Source organism: Citrobacter sp. Cf132, from assembly GCF_030333885.1.
Taxonomy (GTDB): domain Bacteria; phylum Pseudomonadota; class Gammaproteobacteria; order Enterobacterales; family Enterobacteriaceae; genus Citrobacter; species Citrobacter freundii.
Map to the genome: position 1 here is coordinate 37,876 of NZ_JAOWFA010000052.1, position 21,665 is coordinate 59,540.

The following is a 21,665-nucleotide window of genomic DNA, read 5'->3' on the forward strand; positions in this document are numbered from 1 at the left end:
TCTGGCAACATTAAGTCTCAAATTTTCAGCAGGTGGAATATGGCTCGCACAAAACTGAAATTCCGACTTCATCGTGCAGTGATTGTATTGTCCTGCCTTGCGCTGCTCGTCGCGCTGATGCAGGGGGCTTCCTGGTTTAGTCAAAGCCACCAGCAGCAGCGTAATCCGCAGCTCGAAGAGCTGGCCCGCACGCTGGCCCGTCAGGTCGCGCTGAACGTCGCCCCGCTGATGCGTACCGAAACGCCGGATGAAAAGCGTATTAAGGCGGTGCTCACACAGTTGACGGAGAGTAGCCGTATTCTGGACGCAGGCGTGTACGACGAACAGGGAGACCTGATTACGCGCACCGGTGAGAGCGTCAATGTTCGTGATCGTCTGGCGCTCGACGGCAAAAAAGCCGGGGGCTATTTTAACCAGCAGATCGTCGAACCCATTCAGGGAAAAAATGGTCCGCTGGGCTATCTGCGCCTGACGCTGGATACCCACACTCTTGCCACTGAAGCCAAGCAGGTGGATAACACCACCAACATCTTACGCCTGATGCTGCTACTGTCACTGGCAATCGGTGTAGTGCTGACCCGTACCTTATTGCAAGGTAAGCGTACCCGCTGGCAGCAATCTCCTTTCCTTCTCACTGCCAACAAACCGGTGCAGGAAGAAGACAACGAGAAGATAGAGTAAAGCTGTAAAAACTGTAAAACAGAAGGGAAATCAACCATGACAACACTACGCCTGCTTATCTCAGACTCTTACGATCCGTGGTTTAACCTCGCGGTCGAAGAGTGCATTTTTCGCCAGATGCCCGCCACGCAGCGCGTTCTGTTCTTGTGGCGTAACGCCGATACGGTGGTAATTGGCCGGGCGCAAAACCCGTGGAAAGAGTGTAATACCCGCCGCATGGAAGAAGACAACGTGCGGCTCGCCAGGCGCAGCAGCGGTGGCGGCGCGGTGTTCCATGACTTAGGCAATACCTGCTTTACCTTTATGGCTGGTAAACCGGAATACGACAAAACCATCTCCACCGCGATCGTCCTCAATGCGCTGAATTCGCTGGGCGTAGAAGCTGATGCCTCCGGGCGTAACGATCTGGTGGTGAAAACGCCGGACGGCGATCGCAAAGTTTCCGGCTCTGCTTATCGGGAAACGAAAGATCGCGGATTCCACCACGGCACGCTGCTGTTGAATGCCGATCTCAGCCGCCTGGCAAACTATCTCAATCCCGATAAAAAGAAACTTGCCGCCAAAGGCATCACTTCGGTTCGCTCGCGCGTAGCGAATTTGACCGAGCTGTTACCGGGCATCACTCATCAACAGGTCTGTCAGGCCATCACGGAAGCCTTTTTTGCCCACTACGGCGAACGCGTAGAAGCCGAGATCATCTCCCCAGACAAAGCGCCGGATCTGCCGAACTTCGCCGAAACCTTTGCCCGCCAGAGCAGTTGGGAGTGGAATTTTGGCCAGGCGCCTGCTTTTTCACATTTACTGGACGAACGTTTCACCTGGGGTGGCGTTGAGCTGCATTTCGACGTCGAAAAAGGCGTGATTACCCGCACCCAAGTCTACACCGATAGCCTCAATCCTGCGCCGCTGGAAGTACTGGCAGAACGACTACAGGGCTGCCAGTATCGCGCCGATATTTTACAGCAGACTTGTGAAGCGCTGCTTGCGGAGTATCCAGATCAGGAAAGCGAGTTGCGTGAGCTGGCTGCTTGGGTAGCGAAGGCCGTTCGCTAAGCGATTAGTGGCGAATTGCCGGATGGCGGCTGCGCCTTATCCGGCCTACAAGACCGCTCCCGTAGGCCTGATAAGCGAAGCGCCATCAGGCATTAATAGCGGCATTCCCGTAGGCCCGGCCAGCGCAGCGCCTCCGGGCCACAACAAAACTTACTCTTTATCGCCCAGCAGAACGGATTCCAGTGCGATTTTGATCATGTCGTTGAAGGTCGTCTGACGCTCAGCGGCAGTGGTCTGCTCGTGGGTACGGATATGGTCGGATACGGTGCAGATGGTCAGCGCTTTCGCACCGAATTCCGCCGCCACGCCGTAGATACCCGCCGCTTCCATTTCCACGCCCAGAACGCCGTATTTTTCCATCACGTCGAACATTTCACCGTCCGGAGAGTAGAACAGGTCAGCGGAGAAGAGGTTGCCCACACGAGCGTCTACACCCAGCGCTTTTGCCGCATCAACTGCGTTACGCACCATGTCGAAGTCAGCGATAGCTGCAAAGTCATGATCTTTAAAACGGATACGGTTAACTTTGGAGTCGGTGCAAGCGCCCATGCCGATAACCACGTCACGCAGTTTAACGTCCATACGCACAGCGCCGCAGGAGCCTACGCGAATGATTTTCTTCACGCCGAAGTCGGTGATCAGCTCTTTGGTGTAGATGGAGCAGGACGGGATACCCATACCGTGGCCCATTACGGAAATCTTACGGCCTTTGTAAGTACCGGTGAAGCCTAACATGCCGCGAACGTTGTTCACTTCACGAACATCTTCGAGGAAAGTTTCAGCAATATGCTTTGCACGCAGCGGGTCGCCCGGCATCAATACGACGTCAGCGAAATCACCCATTTCTGCATTAATATGTGGAGTTGCCATCTTCAGTTCCTTTTATATTGTTGTTTTTGCCGGGTGGCGGCTGCGCCTTACCCGGCCTACAAAACCGTAGGCCCGGTAAGCGAAGCGCCACCGGGCAATTGCATCAGAGCATATTTTTACCGTAGTCCATCGGCGACGTACCAAAGTAGCTCGCCAGCGTCTGACCGATATCCGCGAAGGTTTCACGGTGACCTAAAGAACCTGGTATCACTTTCGGGCCGTAAACCAGTACCGGAATGTGCTCACGGGTATGGTCAGTGCCGGTCCAGCTTGGGTCGCAGCCGTGGTCAGCGGTCAGGATCAGAATGTCATCTTCACCCACCAGCTCCATCAACTCAGGCAAACGGCGGTCGAACAGTTCCAGGCCCGCAGCATAACCGGCGATATCGCGACGATGTCCCCAGGAAGAGTCGAAATCAACGAAGTTGGTGAAGACGATGGTCTTATCACCGGCTTCTTTCATCTCTTTGATGGTGGCGTCGAACAACGCGTCCAGACCGGTGGCTTTCACTTTTTTGGTGATGCCGCAGTTAGCGTAGATATCCGCGATTTTACCGACGGAAACCACGTGACCGTCTTTCTCGTCGACCAGTTTCTGCAACACGGTCGGTGCTGGCGGCTCAACGGCCAGGTCGTGACGGTTACCGGTACGCTGGAAGTTACCGGCTTTATCGCCGATAAACGGACGGGCGATAACACGACCGATGTTGTAACCACCTTCGGTCAGCTCTTCACGGGCGATTTCGCACAGCTCATAGAGCTTATCCAGGCCAAAAGTCTCTTCGTGGCAGGCAATCTGGAACACGGAGTCAGCGGAGGTATAGAAAATCGGCTTGCCGGTTTTCATATGCTCTTCACCCAGTTGATCCAGGATCACGGTACCGGAAGAGTGGCAGTTGCCGAGGTAGCCCGGCAGGTTGGCACGTTTTACCAGTTTATCCAGCAGTTCTTGCGGGAAGCTGTTTTCGTGATCGGAGAAATATCCCCAGTCAAACAGAACCGGAACACCCGCGATTTCCCAGTGGCCAGACGGCGTGTCTTTCCCGGAAGAAAGTTCATGCGCCCATGCGTAGGCACCAATCACTTCCGCGTTGCCGTCCATGCCAGCAGCAATTTTACCAGTAGAACCTTCGTGAGCTTTCACCAGGCCCAGACGGGTCAGGTTAGGCAGATTCAGTGGACCTTTGCGACCATTGTCAGCTTCACCTTTCGCACAGGCTTCTGCAATGTGTCCCATAGTGTCTGAACCTACGTCGCCAAAGCGATCCGCATCTTCAGTCGCACCAATACCAAAGGAGTCCAGCACCATAATAAATGCACGTTTCATCTTGTTCTCCATACATCTGCGCCGCAAAAAAGCGATCAGATCAGTATACAGTTATTCGGTAATACGACGATAGACTGTCGGTGTAATTTCTGGCGCTTTATCGTCAAGGCTAATTGCCGCTTTGACCGCTTTCGCCGCTTCCTGCCAGCTGGCTTCGTCTTTGGCGTGGATCACCGCCAGTGGGCGCTGTCCGTCTACGCTGTCGCCCAGACGCGCCATATCGCTAAAGCCAACGCTGTAATCAATGGTGTCCGATGCCTGACGACGACCGCCACCCATGGAAACAACCGCCATTCCCAGCGCACGGGTATCCATCGCGCTGACAAAGCCTTCAGTATCAGCATATACCGCTTTGCTGAGCATTGCCGTCGGCAGGTACTTCGCATAATTTTCGACGAAATCTGTCGGGCCTTTTTGCGCCGCCACCATGCGACCAAAAATCTCTGCTGCTTTGCCGTTATCCAGCACCGTCTGCAATTTCGCACGGGCTTCGGCGTCATCTTTCGCCAGGTTGCCGGAGATCAGCATTTCCACGCACAGCGCCATGGTGACGTCTAACAGACGTGGATTGCGGTATTCACCGGTCAGGAACTGCACCGCTTCGCGGACTTCGACCGCGTTACCTGCGCTGGAGGCCAACACCTGGTTCATATCAGTTAACAGCGCGGTGGTACGTACACCCGCACCGTTTGCCACGCCGACAATCGCTTCAGCAAGGGCTTCAGAAAGCTCGTAGGTCGGCATAAAAGCACCGCTGCCCACTTTCACATCCATCACCAGCGCATCCAGCCCTTCCGCCAGTTTTTTCGCCAGAATGGAACCGGTAATCAGCGGGATGGAATCCACCGTCGCGGTAATATCGCGGGTGGCATAAAAACGTTTATCCGCCGGTGCGAGCGAGCTGGTTTGCCCAATAATCGCCACACCCACGTCTTTAATAATTTCACGGAAACGCGCGTCGTCCGGGAAGATGTCAAATCCAGGAATCGCTTCCAGTTTATCGAGCGTACCGCCGGTATGCCCCAGGCCACGCCCGGAGATCATCGGAATATAGCCGCCGCACGCAGCAACCATCGGGCCTAACATCAGTGACGTTACGTCACCTACGCCGCCGGTAGAGTGTTTATCCACAATCGGGCCGTTCAACTGCAGGCTTTTCCAGTCCAGCACGGTTCCTGAATCACGCATTGCCATGGTCAGCGAAACACGCTCAGGCATTGTCATATCGTGGAAAAAAATGGTCATCGCCAGGGCGGCGATTTGCCCTTCAGAAATGGTATTGTCGCGAATGCCATTGATAAAGAAACGAATTTCTTCATCGCTCAGCGTATGACCATCACGTTTTTTACGAATAATTTCTTGTGCGAGAAACACGGTAACCCCCAGGGGAAAAGAGTAGAAGGCCGTTGTAAGCCGGGTAAGCAACGCGCCACCCGGCAGTCGTCTTAATGCCGGATGGCGGCTGCGCCTTATCCGGCCTACGGGCTTAGTAGCTGCTTGCGCTCTTGCCGTCGCCGTGACCCAGCGCTTTCAGCAAGCTAGCCAGCAGGCTGGATGCGCCAAAACGGTAGTGACGAGAATCAGCCCAGTCAGCGCCAAACAGTTCATCAGCAATCGCCAGGAATTGCTGTGCATCTTCTGCAGTACGCACGCCGCCAGCCGGTTTGAAACCTACAGTTTTAGAAACACCCATGTCGCGGATCACTTCCATCATGATGCGTGCGCTTTCCGGCGTCGCATTGACCGGCACTTTACCGGTAGACGTTTTGATGAAATCAGCACCGGCTTTGATGGAGATTTCAGACGCTTTGCGAATCAGTGCTTCTTCTTTCAGCTCACCGGTTTCGATGATCACTTTCAGCAGCACGTTTGCCGCCGCACACGCGTCTTTGCAAGCTTTAACCAGATCAAAACCAATCTGCTCATTACCGGCGATCAGCGCACGGTACGGGAACACCACGTCAACTTCATCGGCACCGTAGGCGATCGCCGCGCGGGTTTCCGCCAACGCAATCTCGATGTCGTCGTTGCCGTGCGGGAAGTTGGTGACGGTTGCAATGCGGATGTCCGGCGTACCCTGCTCTTTCAGAGTCTTACGCGCAATAGGGATGAAACGCGGATAGATACAGATTGCGGCAGTGTTGCCAACCGGGGTCTTCGCCTGATGACACAGCGCGATCACTTTTTCATTGGTGTCGTCGTCATTCAGGGTGGTCAGGTCCATCAGTTTCAGTGCACGCAGGCTGCTTGCTGTTAAATCGGTCATAACATTCTCCAACGGCATCGCCGTATAAAATTTCACCTTGCGAGTTTGTTAGTATTCTAACATCCGCTCGCTATTACACTTCGATATACATCACAGTTAATGAAAACCACATACAGATTTGCATTACTCTAATGAGATCTACTTCAAATAAATTACCTTTTCTAAAGGGATGCGGTGGCATCAGGCGCATCCGGATCAAAGGTTGTGGCGGCGTTGCTTTCTACAATGGCGTTACACCTTCGGGACAAAAAGGAATCAACGATGCCCACTTCAAGCGAACTCGCGCTGCAACAGCGTTGCCAACAAATCGTGACCAGCCCGGTGCTCAGCCCTGAGCAGAAACGCCACTTTCTGGCGCTGGAAGCTGAAAACGCGCTGCCTTATCCGCAACTACCTGCACAGGCACGTCAGGCGCTGGATGATGGGGTAATCTGCGATATGTACGAAGGTCATGCCCCGTTCAAACCGCGCTACGTTTTACCCGATTACGCGCGTTTTCTGGCCAATGGTTCATCGTGGCTGGAGCTGGAAGGGGCAAAGGATCTTGATGACGCGTTATCCTTACTCACCATCCTGTACCACCACGTTCCGTCAGTGACGTCGATGCCGGTTTATCTCGGCCAGCTCGATGCTCTGCTGCAACCATATGTTAGAATTCTAACACAAGAAGAGATCGATATTCGAATAAAACGTTTCTGGCGTTATCTCGACAGAACCCTGCCAGACGCGTTTATGCATGCCAACATCGGCCCCACCGATACTCCAGTTACCCGTGCAATTTTACGCGCAGATGCAGAGTTAAAGCAGGTTTCGCCTAATCTGACATTCATTTATGACCCGCAAATCACACCTGACGATCTGCTGCTCAGCGTGGCGAAAAATATCTGCGAGTGCAGTAAGCCACATATTTCCAACGGCCCTGAAAATGATAAAATTTTCACAAAAGGTCAGTATGGCGTCGTCAGCTGTTACAACTCTTTGCCGCTCGCCGGGGGTGGTAGCACGCTGGTCAGGCTTAATCTGAAAGCCATCGCAGAGCGCAGCGCCTCTGTCGATGACTTCTTTACGCGCACCCTACCGCACTATTGCCAACAGCAAATCGCCATCATTGATTCACGATGTGAATTCCTCTATGAAAAATCACATTTCTTTGAGAATAGCTTCCTCGTGCAGGAAGGGTTGATTGATCCCGAACGTTTTGTGCCTATGTTCGGCATGTATGGCCTGGCGGAGGCGGTGAATCTACTGTGCGATAAGGCGGGACAAAATGCGCGCTACGGAAAAGATGAGTTCGCCAATCAGCTTGGCTATCGCATCAGCGCCCAACTGGCGGAGTTTGTCGAAAGCACCCCGGTGAAATATGGCTGGAAGCAGCGCGCGATGCTGCATGCACAGTCGGGGATCAGTTCTGACATCGGCACCACACCGGGTGCACGCCTGCCTTACGGCGATGAACCAGACCCGATCACTCATCTGCAAACCGTCGCGCCACATCACGCGTTTTATCACGCCGGGATCAGCGACATTCTCACGCTGGATGAAACCATCAAGCGCAATCCTCAGGCGCTGGTACAACTGTGCCTCGGCGCATTTAAAGCCGGGATGCGTGAGTTTACCGCCAACGTGAGCGGCAACGATCTGGTTCGCGTTACGGGTTACATGGTGCGTCTGTCGGATCTGGAAAAATATCGCGCCGAAGGTTCTCGCACCAACACCACCTGGCTTGGCGAAGAAGCCGCGCGTAATACGCGCATTCTGGAACGACAACCTCGCGTGATTAGCCATGAACAGCAGATGCGCTTCGGTAAGTAAGATTATCCCTTTCTCCTGCGTCGACGGGCCGGGCAGTCGCCTGGCTCTGTTTCTGCAGGGATGTAATCTGCGCTGTAAAAACTGCCACAATCCGTGGACGATGGGGCGCTGCAACGACTGCGGGGAGTGTGTGCTGCATTGCCCGCATGAGGCGCTGAGCCTGAGCGCGGGGAAAGTGTGGTGGCAGTCCGATTTGTGTCAGCAGTGTGACACCTGCCTTCATATGTGCCCCCAGCAGGCCACGCCGATGGCGCAGACCATGAGCGTTGATGAGGTGCTGCAGCATATTCGCAAGGCAGCACTGTTTATTGAGGGAATTACGGTCAGCGGCGGCGAAGCGACAACCCAGCTACCGTTTATTGTGGCGCTGTTTCGTGCGATCAAAACCGATCCGCAACTGCAACACCTGACCTGTATGGTCGACAGCAATGGCATGCTGAGCGAAACCGGCTGGCAGAAGCTGCTGTCGGTGTGCGACGGCGTAATGCTGGATTTAAAAGCCTGGGACAGCACGTGTCATCGTCAGTTGACCGGTCGCGATAACACGCTGATTAAACAAAGCATTACCTTTCTGTCCGGGCAAGGGAAACTTGCGGAACTGCGCCTGCTGGTTATCCCTGGTCAGGTGGATTATCTACAGCATATTGATGCGCTGGCGGCGTTTATCAGAGGTTCAGGTGACGTGCCGGTAAGGCTGAATGCCTTTCATGCGCACGGGGTGTATGGCGAAGCGAAGGACTGGCCGAGCGCCACGCCGGAGGATGTGGAACACCTGGCGCAAAGATTGCGCGAACGCGGGGTGGATAATTTGATTTTTCCGGCGCTGTACCTGTGATAGCCGGATGCGATGCAATAGCGCCGCATCCGGAATTCAAAAATCAAACAACGCCGTGGTATTACGATACAGCGCGTCAGCGATCACGTCCGCAGGTTCCGGGCGCAGTTCGCATAAGACGTCAAAGACTCTGACTACCTGCTCCGGGCGATTAGGCTGCCCCTGAAAGCCGTTGAGCGGCATATCCGGCGCGTCGGTTTCCAGCAACAGCGACTCCAGCGGCAGCTGCGCCATTACCTCGCGGGTTTTACTGGCACGCGGATAGGTAATGGTGCCGCCCACGCCAATTTTGTATCCCAGTTGCACAAAGCGTTCGGCCTGCTGCACGCTCCCGGAAAACCCATGCACCACGCCTGTTCGTGGCAAAGCATGGCGTTTAAGGTACATCGCCAGCTTGTCATGCGTGCGTCGCGAATGCAGGATCACCGGCAGTTCGTACCTCTTCGCCAGCTTAAGTTGCGCTTCCAGCACCCGCTCTTGCTTGTCGAATTGCGGATCGTCGCGATACAGATCCAATCCAATCTCACCTACCGCCACCAGCTTTTGTGGGCGCTTATCCAGCACCTGCTGCAACTGGTCCAGGCAGTCATCACTATGTTGTTCAATAACAATGGGATGTAAACCAAGCGCGGCAAATAATGGAGGATAATTTTCCGCTAACGCCAGTACACGGGAAAAATTCGCCGCCTGGGTGGCCGGAACGATAATGCTCTGTACACCAACCTCCGCCGCGCGCTGAATGCTGGCAGGTTCATCGCCGGTAAACGGCGGGAAATCAAAGTGACAGTGCGTATCGATAAAACGATAACTCACGCCAAATCCTCATTATTAAACGTTGTATCGTTGGCCTGAGGCGCATTGGCCACCACCGGCGCGTGGGCATCGTTGGCCACCGGTGCGGGAGGAACCACCACCGGTCCCGGCACCACAATCTTCGGCGTCTGACGAGGCAGCGGCACGTTTTTCCCCAGCAGTTTGCCGACGGTAGCGAGGAAGTAACGACCGCACAGACGTCCGGTTTTGTAGTCTTCCCGCAAGGCCGGAATACGGCTTCCCAACGCCATGCTGTGGAGCGGTTTGGGAGGGTAGATCTCAAAGATACGCAGCTTGCCCGGCGGTTTCTCAATAAAGCTCTGAATCGCGCGATAGGTGGCTTCATGGTGCTGCACCAGATTCAACAGTGGTTGCAGGCTGCTTTCGCCCAGCCAGCGTTCCATACGCTTGAACCACTGCGGGGTGTAATACATTTGCGAAGGCACAGTGCGGATAACCACCAGCGTTTTCGCCCCCTGCTTCGCCGCTTCCTGCACGGGAATGGCGTCGCTGACGCCCCCATCCAGGTAATTCACGCCGTCCAGCACAACCCCTGTGCGGTAGAACCCGGGAATCGCGCTGGAGGCACGAATAAGATCGAGCCAGTTTTGCCGGTTCGGCGAAAAATAGCCCGGCGTGTAGTCATCACCCCGACAGGCGCACATATAAAACGCTTTCCCCGCGGCAAACAAGCGCTCAGCGTTGTCCATCGCCAGCGGCATTTGGGACGAGGTCGAATCCACCAGCCAGTCGAGATCGATTAAGTTTCCCCCGCGCACAAAGCGCACCGGGTCAAAAAACTCACGTCGGGTAGTGTAACGCATGATGACTTTACGACCGTAACCGGGCTGGTTACAGAGATAAGCTGAAAGGTTTTGCGCACCAGCGGACGTCCCGTAGAAGAGATCAAAGGGATTGAACTGCGCGCGCATGAATTCATCCAGTACGCCTGCGGTGAAGATGCCTCTTTGTCCCCCGCCCTCGCACACCAGCGCCATACTGCCAGGTTGAAACGGACGTAACGATAACGGCGCGATATTACCGAGCGTGACGGGTATTCTCTGCCCCACCTCTGCCTTCCTGTTGTTTTTGTAATAGGACAACAAAGTAACGCAAATTGCCTGCAGCTAAAACCGTAAAAGCCAGTCCGCTGGACTGGCTCAGTAGCAAGTTATCTTTACGGTTTACGTACTAGGGTCGTTTACGCCCGGTAAACAGGCTGACCAGAAACAGAATGATACCCACCACAAAAACAATTTTCGCTGCGCCTGCAGCGGTACCCGCCAGTCCACCAAAACCCAGTGCAGCGGCAATTAACGCGATAACCAGAAATATGATGCCCCATCGAAACATATGCTTCTCCTTTACCATAGTTAATTTCACCGCTTGATATGAGCGCTCAGGCTACCCATCGGCGATATTTTCAGTGTGGTGCACAATACGCCTCCCGACAAACGTCAGGAGGGCGAATTAAGTCTAATTAGTGAGTTTTGAGATCGTTTTTAACGCTTTTCACGCCATCAATCGCTTTGGCGATGCTCTCAGCGCGATCGCTTTGAGCTTGTGATTCAACGGTTCCTGAAAGCTGTACCACACCATCGGTGGTTTCAACTTTCACTTTGCGGGATGGGACAATATCATCGGCCAGCAGCTTGGCTTTTACTTCACTAGTGATTGCCGTATCGCCCGCATAGCCTTTAACGGAGGTTTCTTTACTATCACGCACGTGCAGTTTGTCGCTAACGGAGGTCACACCCTCAACGCCTTTCGCCACTTTCACCGCTTCTTCAGCCTGCGCCTGGCTTTCAACAAAGCCGCTTAGCGTTACTACTTTCTGATCGGTCTTGACGGAAATATCGGTGCTCTTAATGCTATCGTGGTCCACCAGCGCGGCTTTTACTTTCGCGGTGATGGTGCTGTCATCCATGAAATTACCGACTTTGTTCATAGAGCTATCGACTTTCTGCCCCGCACTTTCGACGCCGGATTGCGCTTTATCCATCGTGGCGTTTTCTGCATAAGCAGAACCCGTTGCAACAGCGGAGGTCAGCATCACGGCCAGCAGCGTTTTAGAAATCTTAAGTCCTGTCATTGTCATCGATGTATTCCTGTATGTTTTGCTAAAAGCCAGGCTCTGCCGTTACACGGCCTGAACCAGCAACTAATTTTGTAAGTGGAATAAATATCAGCAATAGAAGCTGCAACAGGCAGCCTAAAAAGCATTTAACGCCGATATTTATGTCATCACATTGTTAAATATAGTTCAGGATTTCGTGATCGCTGCCCGAATTGACTAAAAAACAGGCAAACAAAAGAAAAACGCAAGGTTTTAAGAACATTCCGCAAGGGATTTAAAAGACAGGAAAAGTTGCAGGGCACGGCGGATACCGTGCCCTGGAAGGTCGATTAGTGTTCGCGTGTTTTACGGAACTGAACGTCCGGGTAACGTTCCTGGGTGAGATTCAGGTTAACCATGGTTGGCGCGATATAGGTGAGGTTATCGCCGCCATCCAGCGCCAGCTGAATTTCGTTCTTACGCTTAAATTCTTCGAATTTCTTCACGTCAGAACATTCTACCCAGCGCGCAGTCGCCACGTTGACGGATTCATAAATCGCTTCAACGTTGTACTCGCTCTTCAGACGTGAAACCACCACGTCAAACTGCAGCACACCCACCGCACCGACGATCAGATCGTTGTTGGCGATCGGACGGAATACCTGCACTGCACCCTCTTCTGACAGCTGAACCAGCCCTTTCAGCAGCTGTTTCTGCTTCAATGGATCCTTCAGGCGAATACGACGGAACAGCTCCGGCGCGAAGTTCGGAATACCAGTGAACTTCATCATTTCGCCCTGGGTAAAGGTATCGCCGATCTGGATAGTGCCGTGGTTATGCAGGCCGAGAATATCGCCCGGATACGCTTCTTCCACATGAGAACGGTCACCGGCCATAAAGGTGAGTGCGTCGGAGATCACCACGTCTTTACCAATGCGCACCTGGCGCATTTTCATGCCTTTCTCATACTTGCCGGATACCACACGCATGAACGCCACACGGTCACGGTGTTTCGGGTCCATGTTGGCCTGAATTTTAAACACGAAACCGGTGAACTTCTCTTCTGAGGCTTCGACGACGCGGGTGTCGGTTTTACGCGGCATCGGCGCAGGCGCCCACTCCACTAAGCCGTCCAGCATATGGTCAACGCCGAAGTTACCCAACGCGGTACCGAAGAAGACCGGGGTGATTTCGCCCGCAAGGAACAACTCATGGTCGAACTCGTTGGACGCGCCCTGCACCAGCTCCAGCTCGTCACGCAGCTGCTGCGCCAGGTCTTCACCCACGGCAGTATCAAGTTCCGGGTTGTTAAGACCTTTAACAACACGCACTTCCTGAATGGTGTGGCCTTTACCGGTCTGATACAGGTAAGTTTCATCTTTATAAAGGTGATAGACACCTTTGAACAACTTACCGCAGCCAATCGGCCAGGTGATCGGCGCACAGCCGATTTTCAGTTCGTTCTCAACTTCATCCAGCAACTCCATCGGATCGCGGATGTCACGGTCGAGTTTGTTCATAAAGGTCAGGATCGGCGTATCGCGCAGACGGGTAACTTCCATCAGCTTACGGGTACGATCTTCAACGCCTTTTGCAGCATCGATAACCATCAGGCAGCAGTCCACCGCCGTCAGAGTACGATAGGTATCTTCGGAGAAGTCTTCGTGCCCCGGGGTGTCCAGCAGGTTCACCAGGCAGTCATGATACGGAAACTGCATCACAGAGGTGGTAATGGAGATACCACGTTGCTTTTCCATTTCCATCCAGTCAGATTTTGCATGCTGGCTGGAGCCACGGCCTTTTACCGTACCGGCGGTCTGAATGGCCTGTCCGAATAACAGTACCTTTTCAGTAATTGTCGTTTTACCGGCATCCGGGTGAGAAATAATGGCAAAAGTGCGGCGTTTGGCCACCTCTTGCAAATAAGGAGACAACGTCATAGTCAAATCTTCTTAGGTAAGCACGGCAACGGGCCGGGCAAGTTGAATACGAAAAATTGCGGCTATTTTACCCATCAACGGGGGGGAGGCAATCAGTGTTTACACAGGAGCTGCTCCAGTTCGCTTAATGACGCTACGGTCCAGGTCGGCTGAATGCCCGCTGGCTGCTCGCGGTGGTGCGTATTTAGCCAGCAGGTGGATAGCCCGGCGTTAATGCCGCCAAGAATATCGGACTCTGCGGTGTCACCCACCATTAGCACGCGAGAACGGTCAGGATTGCCCGCCTGCTCCAGCGCATGGTCAAAAATACGGGAATCAGGTTTTGCCACCCCAACCTGCTCAGAAATCACCAGCAGGTCGAAATAATCGCGCAGCCCCGTCCGCTCAAGGCGGATTTGCTGCAACGCGGTAAAGCCGTTAGTAATGATGCCGATTTTCGCTTTATCACGAATCGCATTGAGCAGAGAAACCGCCCCCGGCAACGGCGAGCAGATCTCCGCCATCGCATTGATGAATGCATCATTAAGTTGGCCCGGTTCAACCTTCAGGCGTTCGGCCCAGCTCTGAAAACGGGCATGCTGCAGTTGTAATGAGGTAATCGCGCCGTTTTGGTAATCCACCCACAGCGGTTTATTCACGGCCTGGTAGTCCTGAAAATCTTCAGCGGTAAAGGTAATGCTATAGTCGAGAAACATCCGCTGTAAGCCGGTAAACGAGTCAAATGTAAACAGCGTTTCGTCGGCATCAAAGAAAATCCAGTCCCACTTCTTCATCATTACACCTTGTCTTACATGCTGATTGGCAACGCCATGATGATGGCGTCTTCGTGACCATCGGCCGTTGGATAGTAATTGCGACGGATTGTCGCCTCGTTAAAGCCTAAGCTTTCGTACAGCGCGATAGCGGCCACATTCGAGGCGCGCACTTCAAGCCACAGCGTCAAAATGCCACGCTTTTCCAGCTCATCGATCAAATGCTCCAACAGCTCACGCCCCAGCCCACGGCGCTGAAAGTCAGGATCGACGGCAATATTGAACAGCGTAGCTTCATCCAGCACGACCTGCATAATCGCAAAAGCCGCCATCACGTCATCAACTCTCAACTGAAAATTGAGGTAGCGATCGCCCTGGTTGCTGGCAAATGTTTTTTCACTCCACGGAAAAGCGTGGGCGCGTTTTTCAATATGAAATGCTGCGGGTAAATCAGTCGGTTCGAGGGAAGAAATCGTGTTCATATGCGCAGATTTGTTGCCATAACGCGGCGCGTGCCGCTGGGTTTTCCCGTAATTCATTAAACGCAGGACTCTCGACCTGAGCGCCCTCCAGCAGCAGCGGCTCTTCGGTTCCCAGCCGCCAGCTATTACAGCGACTGCCTTGCGGCAGCATGGCGACACGGTCAGGCGTCAGTTGTAAAACCTGATCCGGGCTGACGGTTAATGCGCGTAAAATATCGCTCATCAATGGTTCGGTTAGCGCGGGTAACTGTGCAGCAACCATCACCAAACGGACATGCGCAGGAATGGAAATCGCGATCTCGCCCTGCAGTGCGCCAGGACGACGCAACGACCACTGCGTAATGCCCAGTTGCTGTAACTGCCAGTCTCGTCGGGATGTCATAGCGAAACACTCCTGTCTATCAGGGGCGCAAATATAGCAAATTTGTCGAATCCGTGCCATCAAACAACTATAATCCCCCGCTGTACAATTTAAGGAGCATTCCATGTCTGCTTTTACCCCGGCAAGTGAAGTCTTGCTGCGCCACAGTGATGATTTCGAACAAAGCCGTATTCTGTTTGCCGGTGATTTGCAGGATGACCTGCCTGCCCATTTTGAAAGTGCCGCCAGCCGAGCGCACACTCAGCAACTTCACCACTGGCAGGTGCTTAACCGCCAGATGGGCGACAACGTCCGCTTCAGCCTCGTCGCGCAGGCCGATGACGTTGCCGATAGCGATACGCTGATCTACTACTGGCCAAAGAATAAGCCAGAAGCCCAGTTCCAGTTGATGAACATTCTGTCGCTGTTACCGGTTGGCACCGATATTTTTGTTGTCGGTGAGAATCGCAGCGGCGTACGTAGCGCAGAGCAGATGCTGGCCGAATACGCACCGTTAAACAAAGTCGACAGCGCACGTCGCTGTGGCCTGTACCACGGTCGTCTGGAAAAACAGCCGGTCTTTGATGCAGAAAAATACTGGGATGAATACCAGACAGAAAATCTGACCATCAAAACGCTGCCGGGCGTCTTCAGCCGTGACGGCCTGGATGTTGGCAGCCAACTGCTGCTCTCCACGCTGACGCCGCACACCAAAGGCAAAGTGCTGGATGTCGGCTGTGGCGCAGGCGTTCTCTCCGTCGCCTTAGCCAGCCACTCGCCGAAAGTGCGCTTAACCCTGTGCGATGTTAGCGCCGCCGCCGTTGAAGCCAGCCGTGCAACGCTTGCAACCAATGGCATTGAAGGTGACGTCATCGCCAGTAACGTCTTTTCTGACGTAACGGGCCGATTTGATATGATCATCTCCAACCCACCGTTCCACGACGGAATGCAGACCAGCCTTGATGCCGCGCAAACGCTCATTCGCGGCGCCGTGCGTCATCTGAACAGTGGCGGTGAACTGCGTATCGTGGCAAACGCCTTCCTGCCTTATCCGAAGGTTCTGGATGAAGTGTTTGGCTTCCACGAAGTTATCGCGCAGACCGGGCGCTTCAAGGTCTATCGCACCATCATGACGCGCCAGGCGAAAAAAGCCTAACCGCTGTAGGCCAGATAAGGCGTTTACGCCGACATCCGGCGTGACATCGAGCAACGCCGGATGGCGCTATCGCTTATCCGGCCTGCATAAAACGCCAAAGCCGAAGAAACGCCTTTTTTTTCGGCAATCACGTTAAGTTCGATAATTAACAGTTGACGCCCTGCATAAAATCTCTAGAATTCGCCTCCGTGGTAACGATACTTTTTGAGTGTCGATGGTATGCGAAGGTGGCGGAATTGGTAGACGCGCTAGCTTCAGGTGTTAGTGTCCTTTCGGACGTGGGGGTTCAAGTCCCCCCCCTCGCACCATAATCCACGTTGATATTGCTCGCACTGGGCGAAGGTGGCGGAATTGGTAGACGCGCTAGCTTCAGGTGTTAGTGTCCTTAGGATGTGGGGGTTCGAGTCCCCCCCCTCGCACCAACGAGGCGATATCAAAAAAATAAGATGACTGTGCGAAGGTGGCGGAATTGGTAGACGCGCTAGCTTCAGGTGTTAGTGTCCTTAGGATGTGGGGGTTCGAGTCCCCCCCCTCGCACCAATTATCTTATTTCCCTCTCGATTTCCTTCTCTAGTTTTGTTCATCCCTGATTCCAGTTCATCATTACCAGAACAATGCCACCTATCAGCGCCGCGCATGAAGGTAACAAAACAAAGTGCCGTAAACGCTTGTGGTACAACATGAGCGAAGTCAGTAGTAATCCTAATACAATCATCACCTTCCATACGTAGACCGACAGGTCGCTATATGCCATCCCGGCAATCAGCATTCCCGGCAGCAAAACACCCCATCCACTGCCCAGCGTACGTTGCAACATGATTCCACCTATGATATTGATAATGATAACCAATATCATATGATAAAATTTCTCATTTGTCAGCCGTGAAGCACTATCAATTATATGAGTTTTACTTAACGATTGATGACATGAATAATCCAAGGTGATAAATTGCTCACCGGTTAGCTCTTCAACTAAAAACAATAAAAACCTCTGCGAATGATACCCCGTTCGTTATTTGTTTTATTTACCAACACACCTTCGTACATTGCAGATAACTAACAATATTTACCTATGACAGTACAATCCTGGCGAGCTCTGCGCACCAAAAAATACCAACTCTCTTTACGACTGTTTCTGCTGCTCAACGCAGTCTCCGCGCTGTTTACGCTTTTTTTCCCACTGTTTGCGGTCAAAGCCTTATCAGTACCGGCGTTGCTGATGCTGGTGATGAGTACACTGCTGCTGGTATGGCATGGGAAATACGTGGATAAAAGAATTAATCTCCCTTTTATTTCAATCGTTTTTGGCTTGTTATGGGCGTTACACATATTATTGAAATATAATGCTCTAGGTCAGAATGATTATTATTTCCTGTTAATAGCGCTTCTCAGCGTACTGTTTATTGGCTCTATCGCTTTTGCCAATAATATCATCGCGTTTACGCTCCACTCACTTCCCTCCGTCGCCGTTTGTTTATGGCTTAACGGCAGCGAGCATGGTTTGCGGATTTTCTATTTTATGGCGCTGCCTATGGCCGGTATCGCCATCCAGCATGTGATACAAAAGCGCTACGATGGGTTCGCTCAGCAACTGATGTACAAACTGCTGGAGGAACGAGAAACCCTGAACGGGCTCAGCATGCTCGACCCGCTAACCGGTTTGTATAATCGCCGGGGGCTGCAACACCGGCTCGACACGCTGTTAGCCTTAAGTAATTCGAGACACTTCGTTCTGCTGCTGGATATCGACCATTTCAAATCCTATAACGATCATTACGGACATATGATGGGCGACCAGGCGTTGATCCGTGTTTCTGCCGCCATCCGAGACTCCGTCCGCTCCAGGGATGTGGTGGCGCGTTTTGGCGGTGAAGAGTTTATGATTTTGCTGACCGCGGTCGATCCACAGCAGGCCCAGGCAGCCGCCGAACGTATCCGCCAGAAAGTGTACGACCTTAAAATCCCTCACATGTTTAATGAGAGCGTGGCAACCAACGTAACCGTCAGTATCGGCATTGCACCTCTGGTCGAACAGGATATTGATGCTGCTATTGCCAAAGCGGATAAAGCCCTTTACGAGGCTAAGAATCTTGGGCGTAACAATACTCTGGTCAGCGATGAGCTACGGGTAAACTGCCCTTCTACCTGAGTTTTCTGTGCGGTGCCACCCGAGATGGCGACAAAGATCTTGCTATCGCTTAACACCAATTATAGGATTAGCAATCATTATCATTAAGATTAACATCCTTATATCGACATGGCTTATCGTTCCGCACCGATCGTTGAAGATGTCATCTGGCGTAGCCATCTCCCCTCAGAGATGCCCTCGCTGGCTGCTGCTGTACGCGCAACGATAGCCAAAACTCGCGAGCACTTGCTGGACTTCATTCGTCTTGACGAAACGCCTGTGCCAGGTGCAATGACGCTGCATGAATGGACGCAACCGACGACGCTAAGTTCATTGCTCGCTGTTTATTCAGACCATATCTATCGCAACCAGCCCACGCTGCCCCGCGAAAATAAGCCCCTGATATCTCTTTGGGCGCAATGGTATATCGGCCTGATGATGCCTCCGTTAATGGTGGCCCTGCTGACGCAAAAAGAGGCTATAGACGTCTCTCCTGAACACATGCACGTAGAATTCCACGAAACGGGCCGAGCAGCCTGCTTCTGGATCGATGTCCATCAGGATCATCTGGCTACAGCACTGTCTCCTCAACAACGCATGGAAACACTGATTCTCTCAGCGCTAACGCCGGTTGTGCAGGCGCTGGAAGCAACGGGTGAGATCAACGCAAAGCTTATCTGGAGCAACACCGGATACTTAATTCACTGGTATTTAACGGAAATGAAGCCGTTGTTAGGTGAAGAACTGCTGACCACGCTGCGCCAGACCTGCTTTTTTGAGAAACAACTTTCCTGCGGTCAGGATAATCCTTTATGGCGTACCGTTGTTCCGCGTGAAGGGCTGTTAGTGCGCAGAACCTGCTGCCAACGCTATCGCCTGCCTGACGTTCAGCAATGCGGAGACTGCACGCTGAAGTAAGCGAGGAGCCGTAGCCCCTCGCCAGATATTTATGCAACCTGCTGGTTTTCCTCTTCCATACGCTGCGCTTCTTCTTTTTCCTGCGCTAATAGCTGCTTTTCGTAGACCTTAAAGAACGGGAAGTAGATAACGGCCGATACCAGCGCCAACAGCACCACCAGGATAGCCGCACGATAATCCCAACCTAACGCCCATGCGGCGCCAACCGGTGCTGGGGCCGTCCAGGGAACTACTGAAATTACCCGCCCAATTAAATCCAGTTTCATCGCCGCCCACGCCAGTACCGCATTCACCATCGGAGCCAGCAGGAAGGGGATAAAAAACACCGGGTTCATGACAATCGGCGTACCGAATATCACCGGTTCGTTAATATTAAAAATGCTGGGGACCACGCTCAGACGCCCAATCGAGCGTAGATGAGCGGAACGACTCCGCAGATAGCAAATCACCAACCCCATCGTCGCGCCGGAACCACCAACCACAATGAAGAATGTCCAGAACGCTTCCATAAAGATATGCGGCAACGGCGCACCCTGCGCCAGCGCCGACTGGTTCATCCCGAGATTGGTGAGCCAGAACATTTGCAGCATTCCCGACACAATAGCCGCGCCGTGAATACCGGCAAACCACAGCAGATGGCCGATCAATACCGCCAGCAGGATCGCTGGGAGAGAATCTGCAGCCGACACCAGTGGTTTGAAAATGGCCATAATGGCCTGCGGGATCAGCATGTCAAACTGCGACTGTATCACCAGGCTTAGCGGGTACAACGTTAGCACCACCACCAGCACCGGGATCAGCAGATCGAAAGAGTTTTTGATCATCGGCGGCACCTGATCGGGTAAACGGATGCCAATGTTGTGCGCCTTCAGGAAGCGCATCATTTCAACGCAGTAAATGGCTACCAGGATGGCGGTGAAAATCCCCGTTCCTCCCAGACTATCAATCGGCATCGTGCCTTTGGTTTTTGGCGCGGCAATCAGCAAAAAAGCCATGATTGATAGCATCGCACACATAAACGGATCTAACTGATGCGACTTCACATAGTGCTTGCCCAGGTTATAAGCAATAGCCGCACATATGTAGACCGACATGATCCCCATCGTCATATCAAACGGTGTGAGGATTTGGCCTTCAAACTGTTTTGCCAAATCCAGCCACCCACGGGCGAATCCCCAGGTGGTATCCGGAGAAAATGGCGGATAGGCAAAAACCAGCAGAAAAGAGCCTACAATCATAAAAGGCATCGCCGAAATAAAACCGTCACGAATAGCCATGACATGACGTTGTGAAGAGATGCGCCCGGCAACAGGGCTAACATAGTTTTCAACAAAGCGGAAAATCACGTTAAACACAGCATGGTTAATAGACATAGCCGTTCTCCCGTTGTGCAAAATCCTGCAACCGTGTTGGCATCAACACCACCACGTAAAGCCCATTACCACTTTTCGCAACCGTGCCGGGAGGAACACCAGCACTACCGCTATTCGAGTTAAGTTTCATAGATGGCTCTTATTATGTGATACAGAGGAAGTGACAACTTCAGTATTAATCGTCATTTCAGCATTCTGCAACCGGTTACTGTAACCGGTTTCTTTGATTGTGAAGACGATCGAAAAACTGCTAATGTTGCTATGTTGTTACAATAAAATATTTACAGTGCGGTTGCCCCTATGACAAATTACATCCTGCATGTTTTCTGCTGTGCAGGGCTATCTGTAAGCGATAGGGAGAGAAGAATGAGTTTGCAATCAGTACGTCAATTCCTGGCGCAACATGCACCAGATATTGAGATTATCGAATTAGATCAGAGCACAGCAACGGTTGATCTGGCAGCAAAAGCCCATAACGTTGAACCTGGCCAGATAGCGAAAACACTTTCGCTAAAGGTGAAGAACGACATCATCCTGGTCGTGGCAAAAGGTGATGCCCGACTGGATAATAAAAAGCTAAAGAGTACGTTCGGTGCCAAAGCCCGTATGTTGAGTAGTGATGAGGTCGTGAGCGCGACGGGGCATCCCGTTGGCGGCGTTTGCCCCTTCGGATTAGAAACACCGATTTCAGTGTACTGTGATGTTTCTCTGAAGCACTACGCTGAAGTGTTGCCTGCCGCAGGTGCCATCCACAGCGCGGTTCGCATCACGCCTGAGAGGATGGCTGAACTGACTTCTGCCACCTGGGTTGACGTGTGTCAGTAATGCTTCACGCGCCAAAT

The 21,665-nt window shown here is 52.8% G+C and carries 22 protein-coding genes and 3 tRNA genes; 11 read left to right on the forward strand and 14 right to left on the reverse strand.

Annotated elements, in window-relative coordinates:
• Positions 1 to 39: 39 nt before the first annotated feature.
• Both OGV85_RS10270 and lplA read left to right on the forward strand, forming a co-directional pair.
• Positions 40 to 681: a YtjB family periplasmic protein gene (locus tag OGV85_RS10270; protein WP_003019032.1), complete on the forward strand. Its 642-nt coding sequence runs from the start codon at positions 40 to 42 to the stop codon at positions 679 to 681.
• A gap of 36 nt (positions 682 to 717) precedes the next feature.
• Entirely contained in the window at positions 718 to 1,734 is a 1,017-nt protein-coding gene (gene lplA / locus OGV85_RS10275) for a lipoate--protein ligase (protein ID WP_003019035.1), read from the forward strand.
• Positions 1,735 to 1,884: 150 nt separating this feature from the next.
• On the opposite strand, the gene deoD is transcribed toward lplA, so the two are convergent.
• The 4 genes from deoD to deoC form a co-directional block, all read right to left on the reverse strand.
• Positions 1,885 to 2,604 carry a purine-nucleoside phosphorylase gene (deoD, locus tag OGV85_RS10280; RefSeq protein WP_000224864.1) on the reverse strand — a complete coding sequence of 240 codons (720 nt, stop codon included), beginning with the start codon at positions 2,602 to 2,604 and terminating at the stop codon, positions 1,885 to 1,887.
• A gap of 103 nt (positions 2,605 to 2,707) precedes the next feature.
• Positions 2,708 to 3,931 carry a phosphopentomutase gene (gene deoB, locus OGV85_RS10285; protein WP_061548376.1) on the reverse strand — a complete coding sequence of 408 codons (1,224 nt, stop codon included), beginning with the start codon at positions 3,929 to 3,931 and terminating at the stop codon, positions 2,708 to 2,710.
• 51 nt (positions 3,932 to 3,982) lie between these two features.
• Positions 3,983 to 5,305 carry a thymidine phosphorylase gene (deoA, locus tag OGV85_RS10290; protein ID WP_003019040.1) on the reverse strand — a complete coding sequence of 441 codons (1,323 nt, stop codon included), beginning with the start codon at positions 5,303 to 5,305 and terminating at the stop codon, positions 3,983 to 3,985.
• Between the two features lie 112 nt (positions 5,306 to 5,417).
• Entirely contained in the window at positions 5,418 to 6,197 is a 780-nt protein-coding gene (gene deoC, locus OGV85_RS10295; protein ID WP_003019042.1) for a deoxyribose-phosphate aldolase, read from the reverse strand.
• Between the two features lie 261 nt (positions 6,198 to 6,458).
• Here deoC and OGV85_RS10300 point away from each other — a divergent pair, with 261 nt between their 5' ends.
• Both OGV85_RS10300 and OGV85_RS10305 read left to right on the forward strand, forming a co-directional pair.
• Positions 6,459 to 8,009: a YjjI family glycine radical enzyme gene (locus tag OGV85_RS10300; RefSeq protein WP_061548377.1), complete on the forward strand. Its 1,551-nt coding sequence runs from the start codon at positions 6,459 to 6,461 to the stop codon at positions 8,007 to 8,009.
• Positions 7,981 to 8,844, forward strand: coding sequence for a YjjW family glycine radical enzyme activase (locus tag OGV85_RS10305; protein WP_003019049.1), 864 nt, complete (start codon positions 7,981 to 7,983; stop codon positions 8,842 to 8,844). Before OGV85_RS10300 ends, OGV85_RS10305 begins: the two co-directional genes overlap by 29 nt.
• Positions 8,845 to 8,880: 36 nt before the next feature.
• Here OGV85_RS10305 and OGV85_RS10310 read toward each other — a convergent pair whose 3' ends face one another.
• The 8 genes from OGV85_RS10310 to holD form a co-directional block, all read right to left on the reverse strand.
• Positions 8,881 to 9,657: a metal-dependent hydrolase gene (locus OGV85_RS10310; RefSeq protein ID WP_003019050.1), complete on the reverse strand. Its 777-nt coding sequence runs from the start codon at positions 9,655 to 9,657 to the stop codon at positions 8,881 to 8,883.
• Positions 9,654 to 10,727, reverse strand: a complete 1,074-nt coding sequence (locus OGV85_RS10315; protein ID WP_003837277.1) for a patatin-like phospholipase family protein — start codon at positions 10,725 to 10,727, stop codon at positions 9,654 to 9,656. Before OGV85_RS10315 ends, OGV85_RS10310 begins: the two co-directional genes overlap by 4 nt.
• A 121-nt stretch (positions 10,728 to 10,848) precedes the next feature.
• Complete coding sequence (locus OGV85_RS10320) at positions 10,849 to 11,010, reverse strand: DUF1328 domain-containing protein (protein ID WP_003019081.1); 162 nt, start codon at positions 11,008 to 11,010, stop codon at positions 10,849 to 10,851.
• 127 nt (positions 11,011 to 11,137) lie between these two features.
• On the reverse strand, positions 11,138 to 11,755 hold the full coding sequence (gene osmY, locus OGV85_RS10325) for a molecular chaperone OsmY (RefSeq protein WP_003019084.1): 618 nt from the start codon (positions 11,753 to 11,755) through the stop codon (positions 11,138 to 11,140).
• 308 nt (positions 11,756 to 12,063) lie between these two features.
• A complete protein-coding gene (gene prfC / locus OGV85_RS10330) occupies positions 12,064 to 13,653 on the reverse strand; it encodes a peptide chain release factor 3 (protein ID WP_003019086.1) in 1,590 nt (529 codons plus the stop codon).
• Between the two features lie 92 nt (positions 13,654 to 13,745).
• Positions 13,746 to 14,426 (reverse strand): pyrimidine 5'-nucleotidase, encoded by a 681-nt coding sequence (gene yjjG, locus OGV85_RS10335; RefSeq protein ID WP_003019088.1) that lies wholly within the window; start codon positions 14,424 to 14,426, stop codon positions 13,746 to 13,748.
• A gap of 14 nt (positions 14,427 to 14,440) precedes the next feature.
• Positions 14,441 to 14,887 carry a ribosomal protein S18-alanine N-acetyltransferase gene (rimI, locus tag OGV85_RS10340; protein ID WP_061548378.1) on the reverse strand — a complete coding sequence of 149 codons (447 nt, stop codon included), beginning with the start codon at positions 14,885 to 14,887 and terminating at the stop codon, positions 14,441 to 14,443.
• Positions 14,856 to 15,269, reverse strand: a complete 414-nt coding sequence (gene holD / locus OGV85_RS10345) for a DNA polymerase III subunit psi (RefSeq protein WP_003837254.1) — start codon at positions 15,267 to 15,269, stop codon at positions 14,856 to 14,858. Before holD ends, rimI begins: the two co-directional genes overlap by 32 nt.
• Positions 15,270 to 15,372: 103 nt before the next feature.
• Between holD and rsmC the strand changes: the two genes are divergently transcribed.
• The 4 genes from rsmC to OGV85_RS10365 all read left to right on the forward strand — a co-directional run bounded on the left by rsmC (position 15,373) and on the right by OGV85_RS10365 (position 16,944).
• Positions 15,373 to 16,404, forward strand: a complete 1,032-nt coding sequence (rsmC, locus tag OGV85_RS10350; RefSeq protein WP_286553499.1) for a 16S rRNA (guanine(1207)-N(2))-methyltransferase RsmC — start codon at positions 15,373 to 15,375, stop codon at positions 16,402 to 16,404.
• Positions 16,405 to 16,625: 221 nt separating this feature from the next.
• Positions 16,626 to 16,712, forward strand: a tRNA-Leu gene (locus tag OGV85_RS10355).
• A gap of 28 nt (positions 16,713 to 16,740) precedes the next feature.
• Positions 16,741 to 16,826 (forward strand) — tRNA-Leu (locus OGV85_RS10360).
• Positions 16,827 to 16,858: 32 nt separating this feature from the next.
• Positions 16,859 to 16,944 (forward strand) — tRNA-Leu (locus OGV85_RS10365).
• A gap of 40 nt (positions 16,945 to 16,984) precedes the next feature.
• On the opposite strand, the gene OGV85_RS10370 is transcribed toward OGV85_RS10365, so the two are convergent.
• Positions 16,985 to 17,221: a DUF1435 domain-containing protein gene (locus OGV85_RS10370; RefSeq protein ID WP_003019100.1), complete on the reverse strand. Its 237-nt coding sequence runs from the start codon at positions 17,219 to 17,221 to the stop codon at positions 16,985 to 16,987.
• 255 nt (positions 17,222 to 17,476) lie between these two features.
• Between OGV85_RS10370 and OGV85_RS10375 the strand changes: the two genes are divergently transcribed.
• Together OGV85_RS10375 and fhuF are read left to right on the forward strand one after the other, a co-directional pair.
• The gene (locus OGV85_RS10375) at positions 17,477 to 18,553 is read left to right on the forward strand and encodes a GGDEF domain-containing protein (RefSeq protein ID WP_061548380.1); all 1,077 of its coding nucleotides are present in this window, start codon (positions 17,477 to 17,479) and stop codon (positions 18,551 to 18,553) included.
• 108 nt (positions 18,554 to 18,661) lie between these two features.
• Positions 18,662 to 19,450: a siderophore-iron reductase FhuF gene (gene fhuF / locus OGV85_RS10380; protein ID WP_003837247.1), complete on the forward strand. Its 789-nt coding sequence runs from the start codon at positions 18,662 to 18,664 to the stop codon at positions 19,448 to 19,450.
• A 29-nt stretch (positions 19,451 to 19,479) separates the two neighbouring features.
• Here fhuF and OGV85_RS10385 read toward each other — a convergent pair whose 3' ends face one another.
• Positions 19,480 to 20,823: a PTS sugar transporter subunit IIC gene (locus tag OGV85_RS10385; RefSeq protein WP_061548381.1), complete on the reverse strand. Its 1,344-nt coding sequence runs from the start codon at positions 20,821 to 20,823 to the stop codon at positions 19,480 to 19,482.
• Positions 20,824 to 21,189: 366 nt separating this feature from the next.
• On the opposite strand from OGV85_RS10385, the gene OGV85_RS10390 reads away from it, so the two are divergent.
• Entirely contained in the window at positions 21,190 to 21,648 is a 459-nt protein-coding gene (locus OGV85_RS10390) for a YbaK/EbsC family protein (protein WP_003019114.1), read from the forward strand.
• Positions 21,649 to 21,665: the final 17 nt, after the last annotated feature.

Coding starts and splice junctions, on each gene's coding strand:
- OGV85_RS10270 (WP_003019032.1), top strand. CDS start 40: ATGGCTCGCACAAAACTGAAATTCCGACTTCATCGTGCAGTGATTGTA.
- lplA (WP_003019035.1), top strand. CDS start 718: ATGACAACACTACGCCTGCTTATCTCAGACTCTTACGATCCGTGGTTT.
- deoD (WP_000224864.1), bottom strand. CDS start 2,604: ATGGCAACTCCACATATTAATGCAGAAATGGGTGATTTCGCTGACGTC.
- deoB (WP_061548376.1), bottom strand. CDS start 3,931: ATGAAACGTGCATTTATTATGGTGCTGGACTCCTTTGGTATTGGTGCG.
- deoC (WP_003019042.1), bottom strand. CDS start 6,197: ATGACCGATTTAACAGCAAGCAGCCTGCGTGCACTGAAACTGATGGAC.
- OGV85_RS10300 (WP_061548377.1), top strand. CDS start 6,459: ATGCCCACTTCAAGCGAACTCGCGCTGCAACAGCGTTGCCAACAAATC.
- OGV85_RS10305 (WP_003019049.1), top strand. CDS start 7,981: ATGAACAGCAGATGCGCTTCGGTAAGTAAGATTATCCCTTTCTCCTGC.
- OGV85_RS10320 (WP_003019081.1), bottom strand. CDS start 11,010: ATGTTTCGATGGGGCATCATATTTCTGGTTATCGCGTTAATTGCCGCT.
- osmY (WP_003019084.1), bottom strand. CDS start 11,755: ATGACAATGACAGGACTTAAGATTTCTAAAACGCTGCTGGCCGTGATG.
- prfC (WP_003019086.1), bottom strand. CDS start 13,653: ATGACGTTGTCTCCTTATTTGCAAGAGGTGGCCAAACGCCGCACTTTT.
- yjjG (WP_003019088.1), bottom strand. CDS start 14,426: ATGAAGAAGTGGGACTGGATTTTCTTTGATGCCGACGAAACGCTGTTT.
- rimI (WP_061548378.1), bottom strand. CDS start 14,887: ATGAACACGATTTCTTCCCTCGAACCGACTGATTTACCCGCAGCATTT.
- holD (WP_003837254.1), bottom strand. CDS start 15,269: ATGACATCCCGACGAGACTGGCAGTTACAGCAACTGGGCATTACGCAG.
- rsmC (WP_286553499.1), top strand. CDS start 15,373: ATGTCTGCTTTTACCCCGGCAAGTGAAGTCTTGCTGCGCCACAGTGAT.
- OGV85_RS10370 (WP_003019100.1), bottom strand. CDS start 17,221: ATGTTGCAACGTACGCTGGGCAGTGGATGGGGTGTTTTGCTGCCGGGA.
- OGV85_RS10375 (WP_061548380.1), top strand. CDS start 17,477: ATGACAGTACAATCCTGGCGAGCTCTGCGCACCAAAAAATACCAACTC.
- fhuF (WP_003837247.1), top strand. CDS start 18,662: ATGGCTTATCGTTCCGCACCGATCGTTGAAGATGTCATCTGGCGTAGC.
- OGV85_RS10385 (WP_061548381.1), bottom strand. CDS start 20,823: ATGTCTATTAACCATGCTGTGTTTAACGTGATTTTCCGCTTTGTTGAA.
- OGV85_RS10390 (WP_003019114.1), top strand. CDS start 21,190: ATGAGTTTGCAATCAGTACGTCAATTCCTGGCGCAACATGCACCAGAT.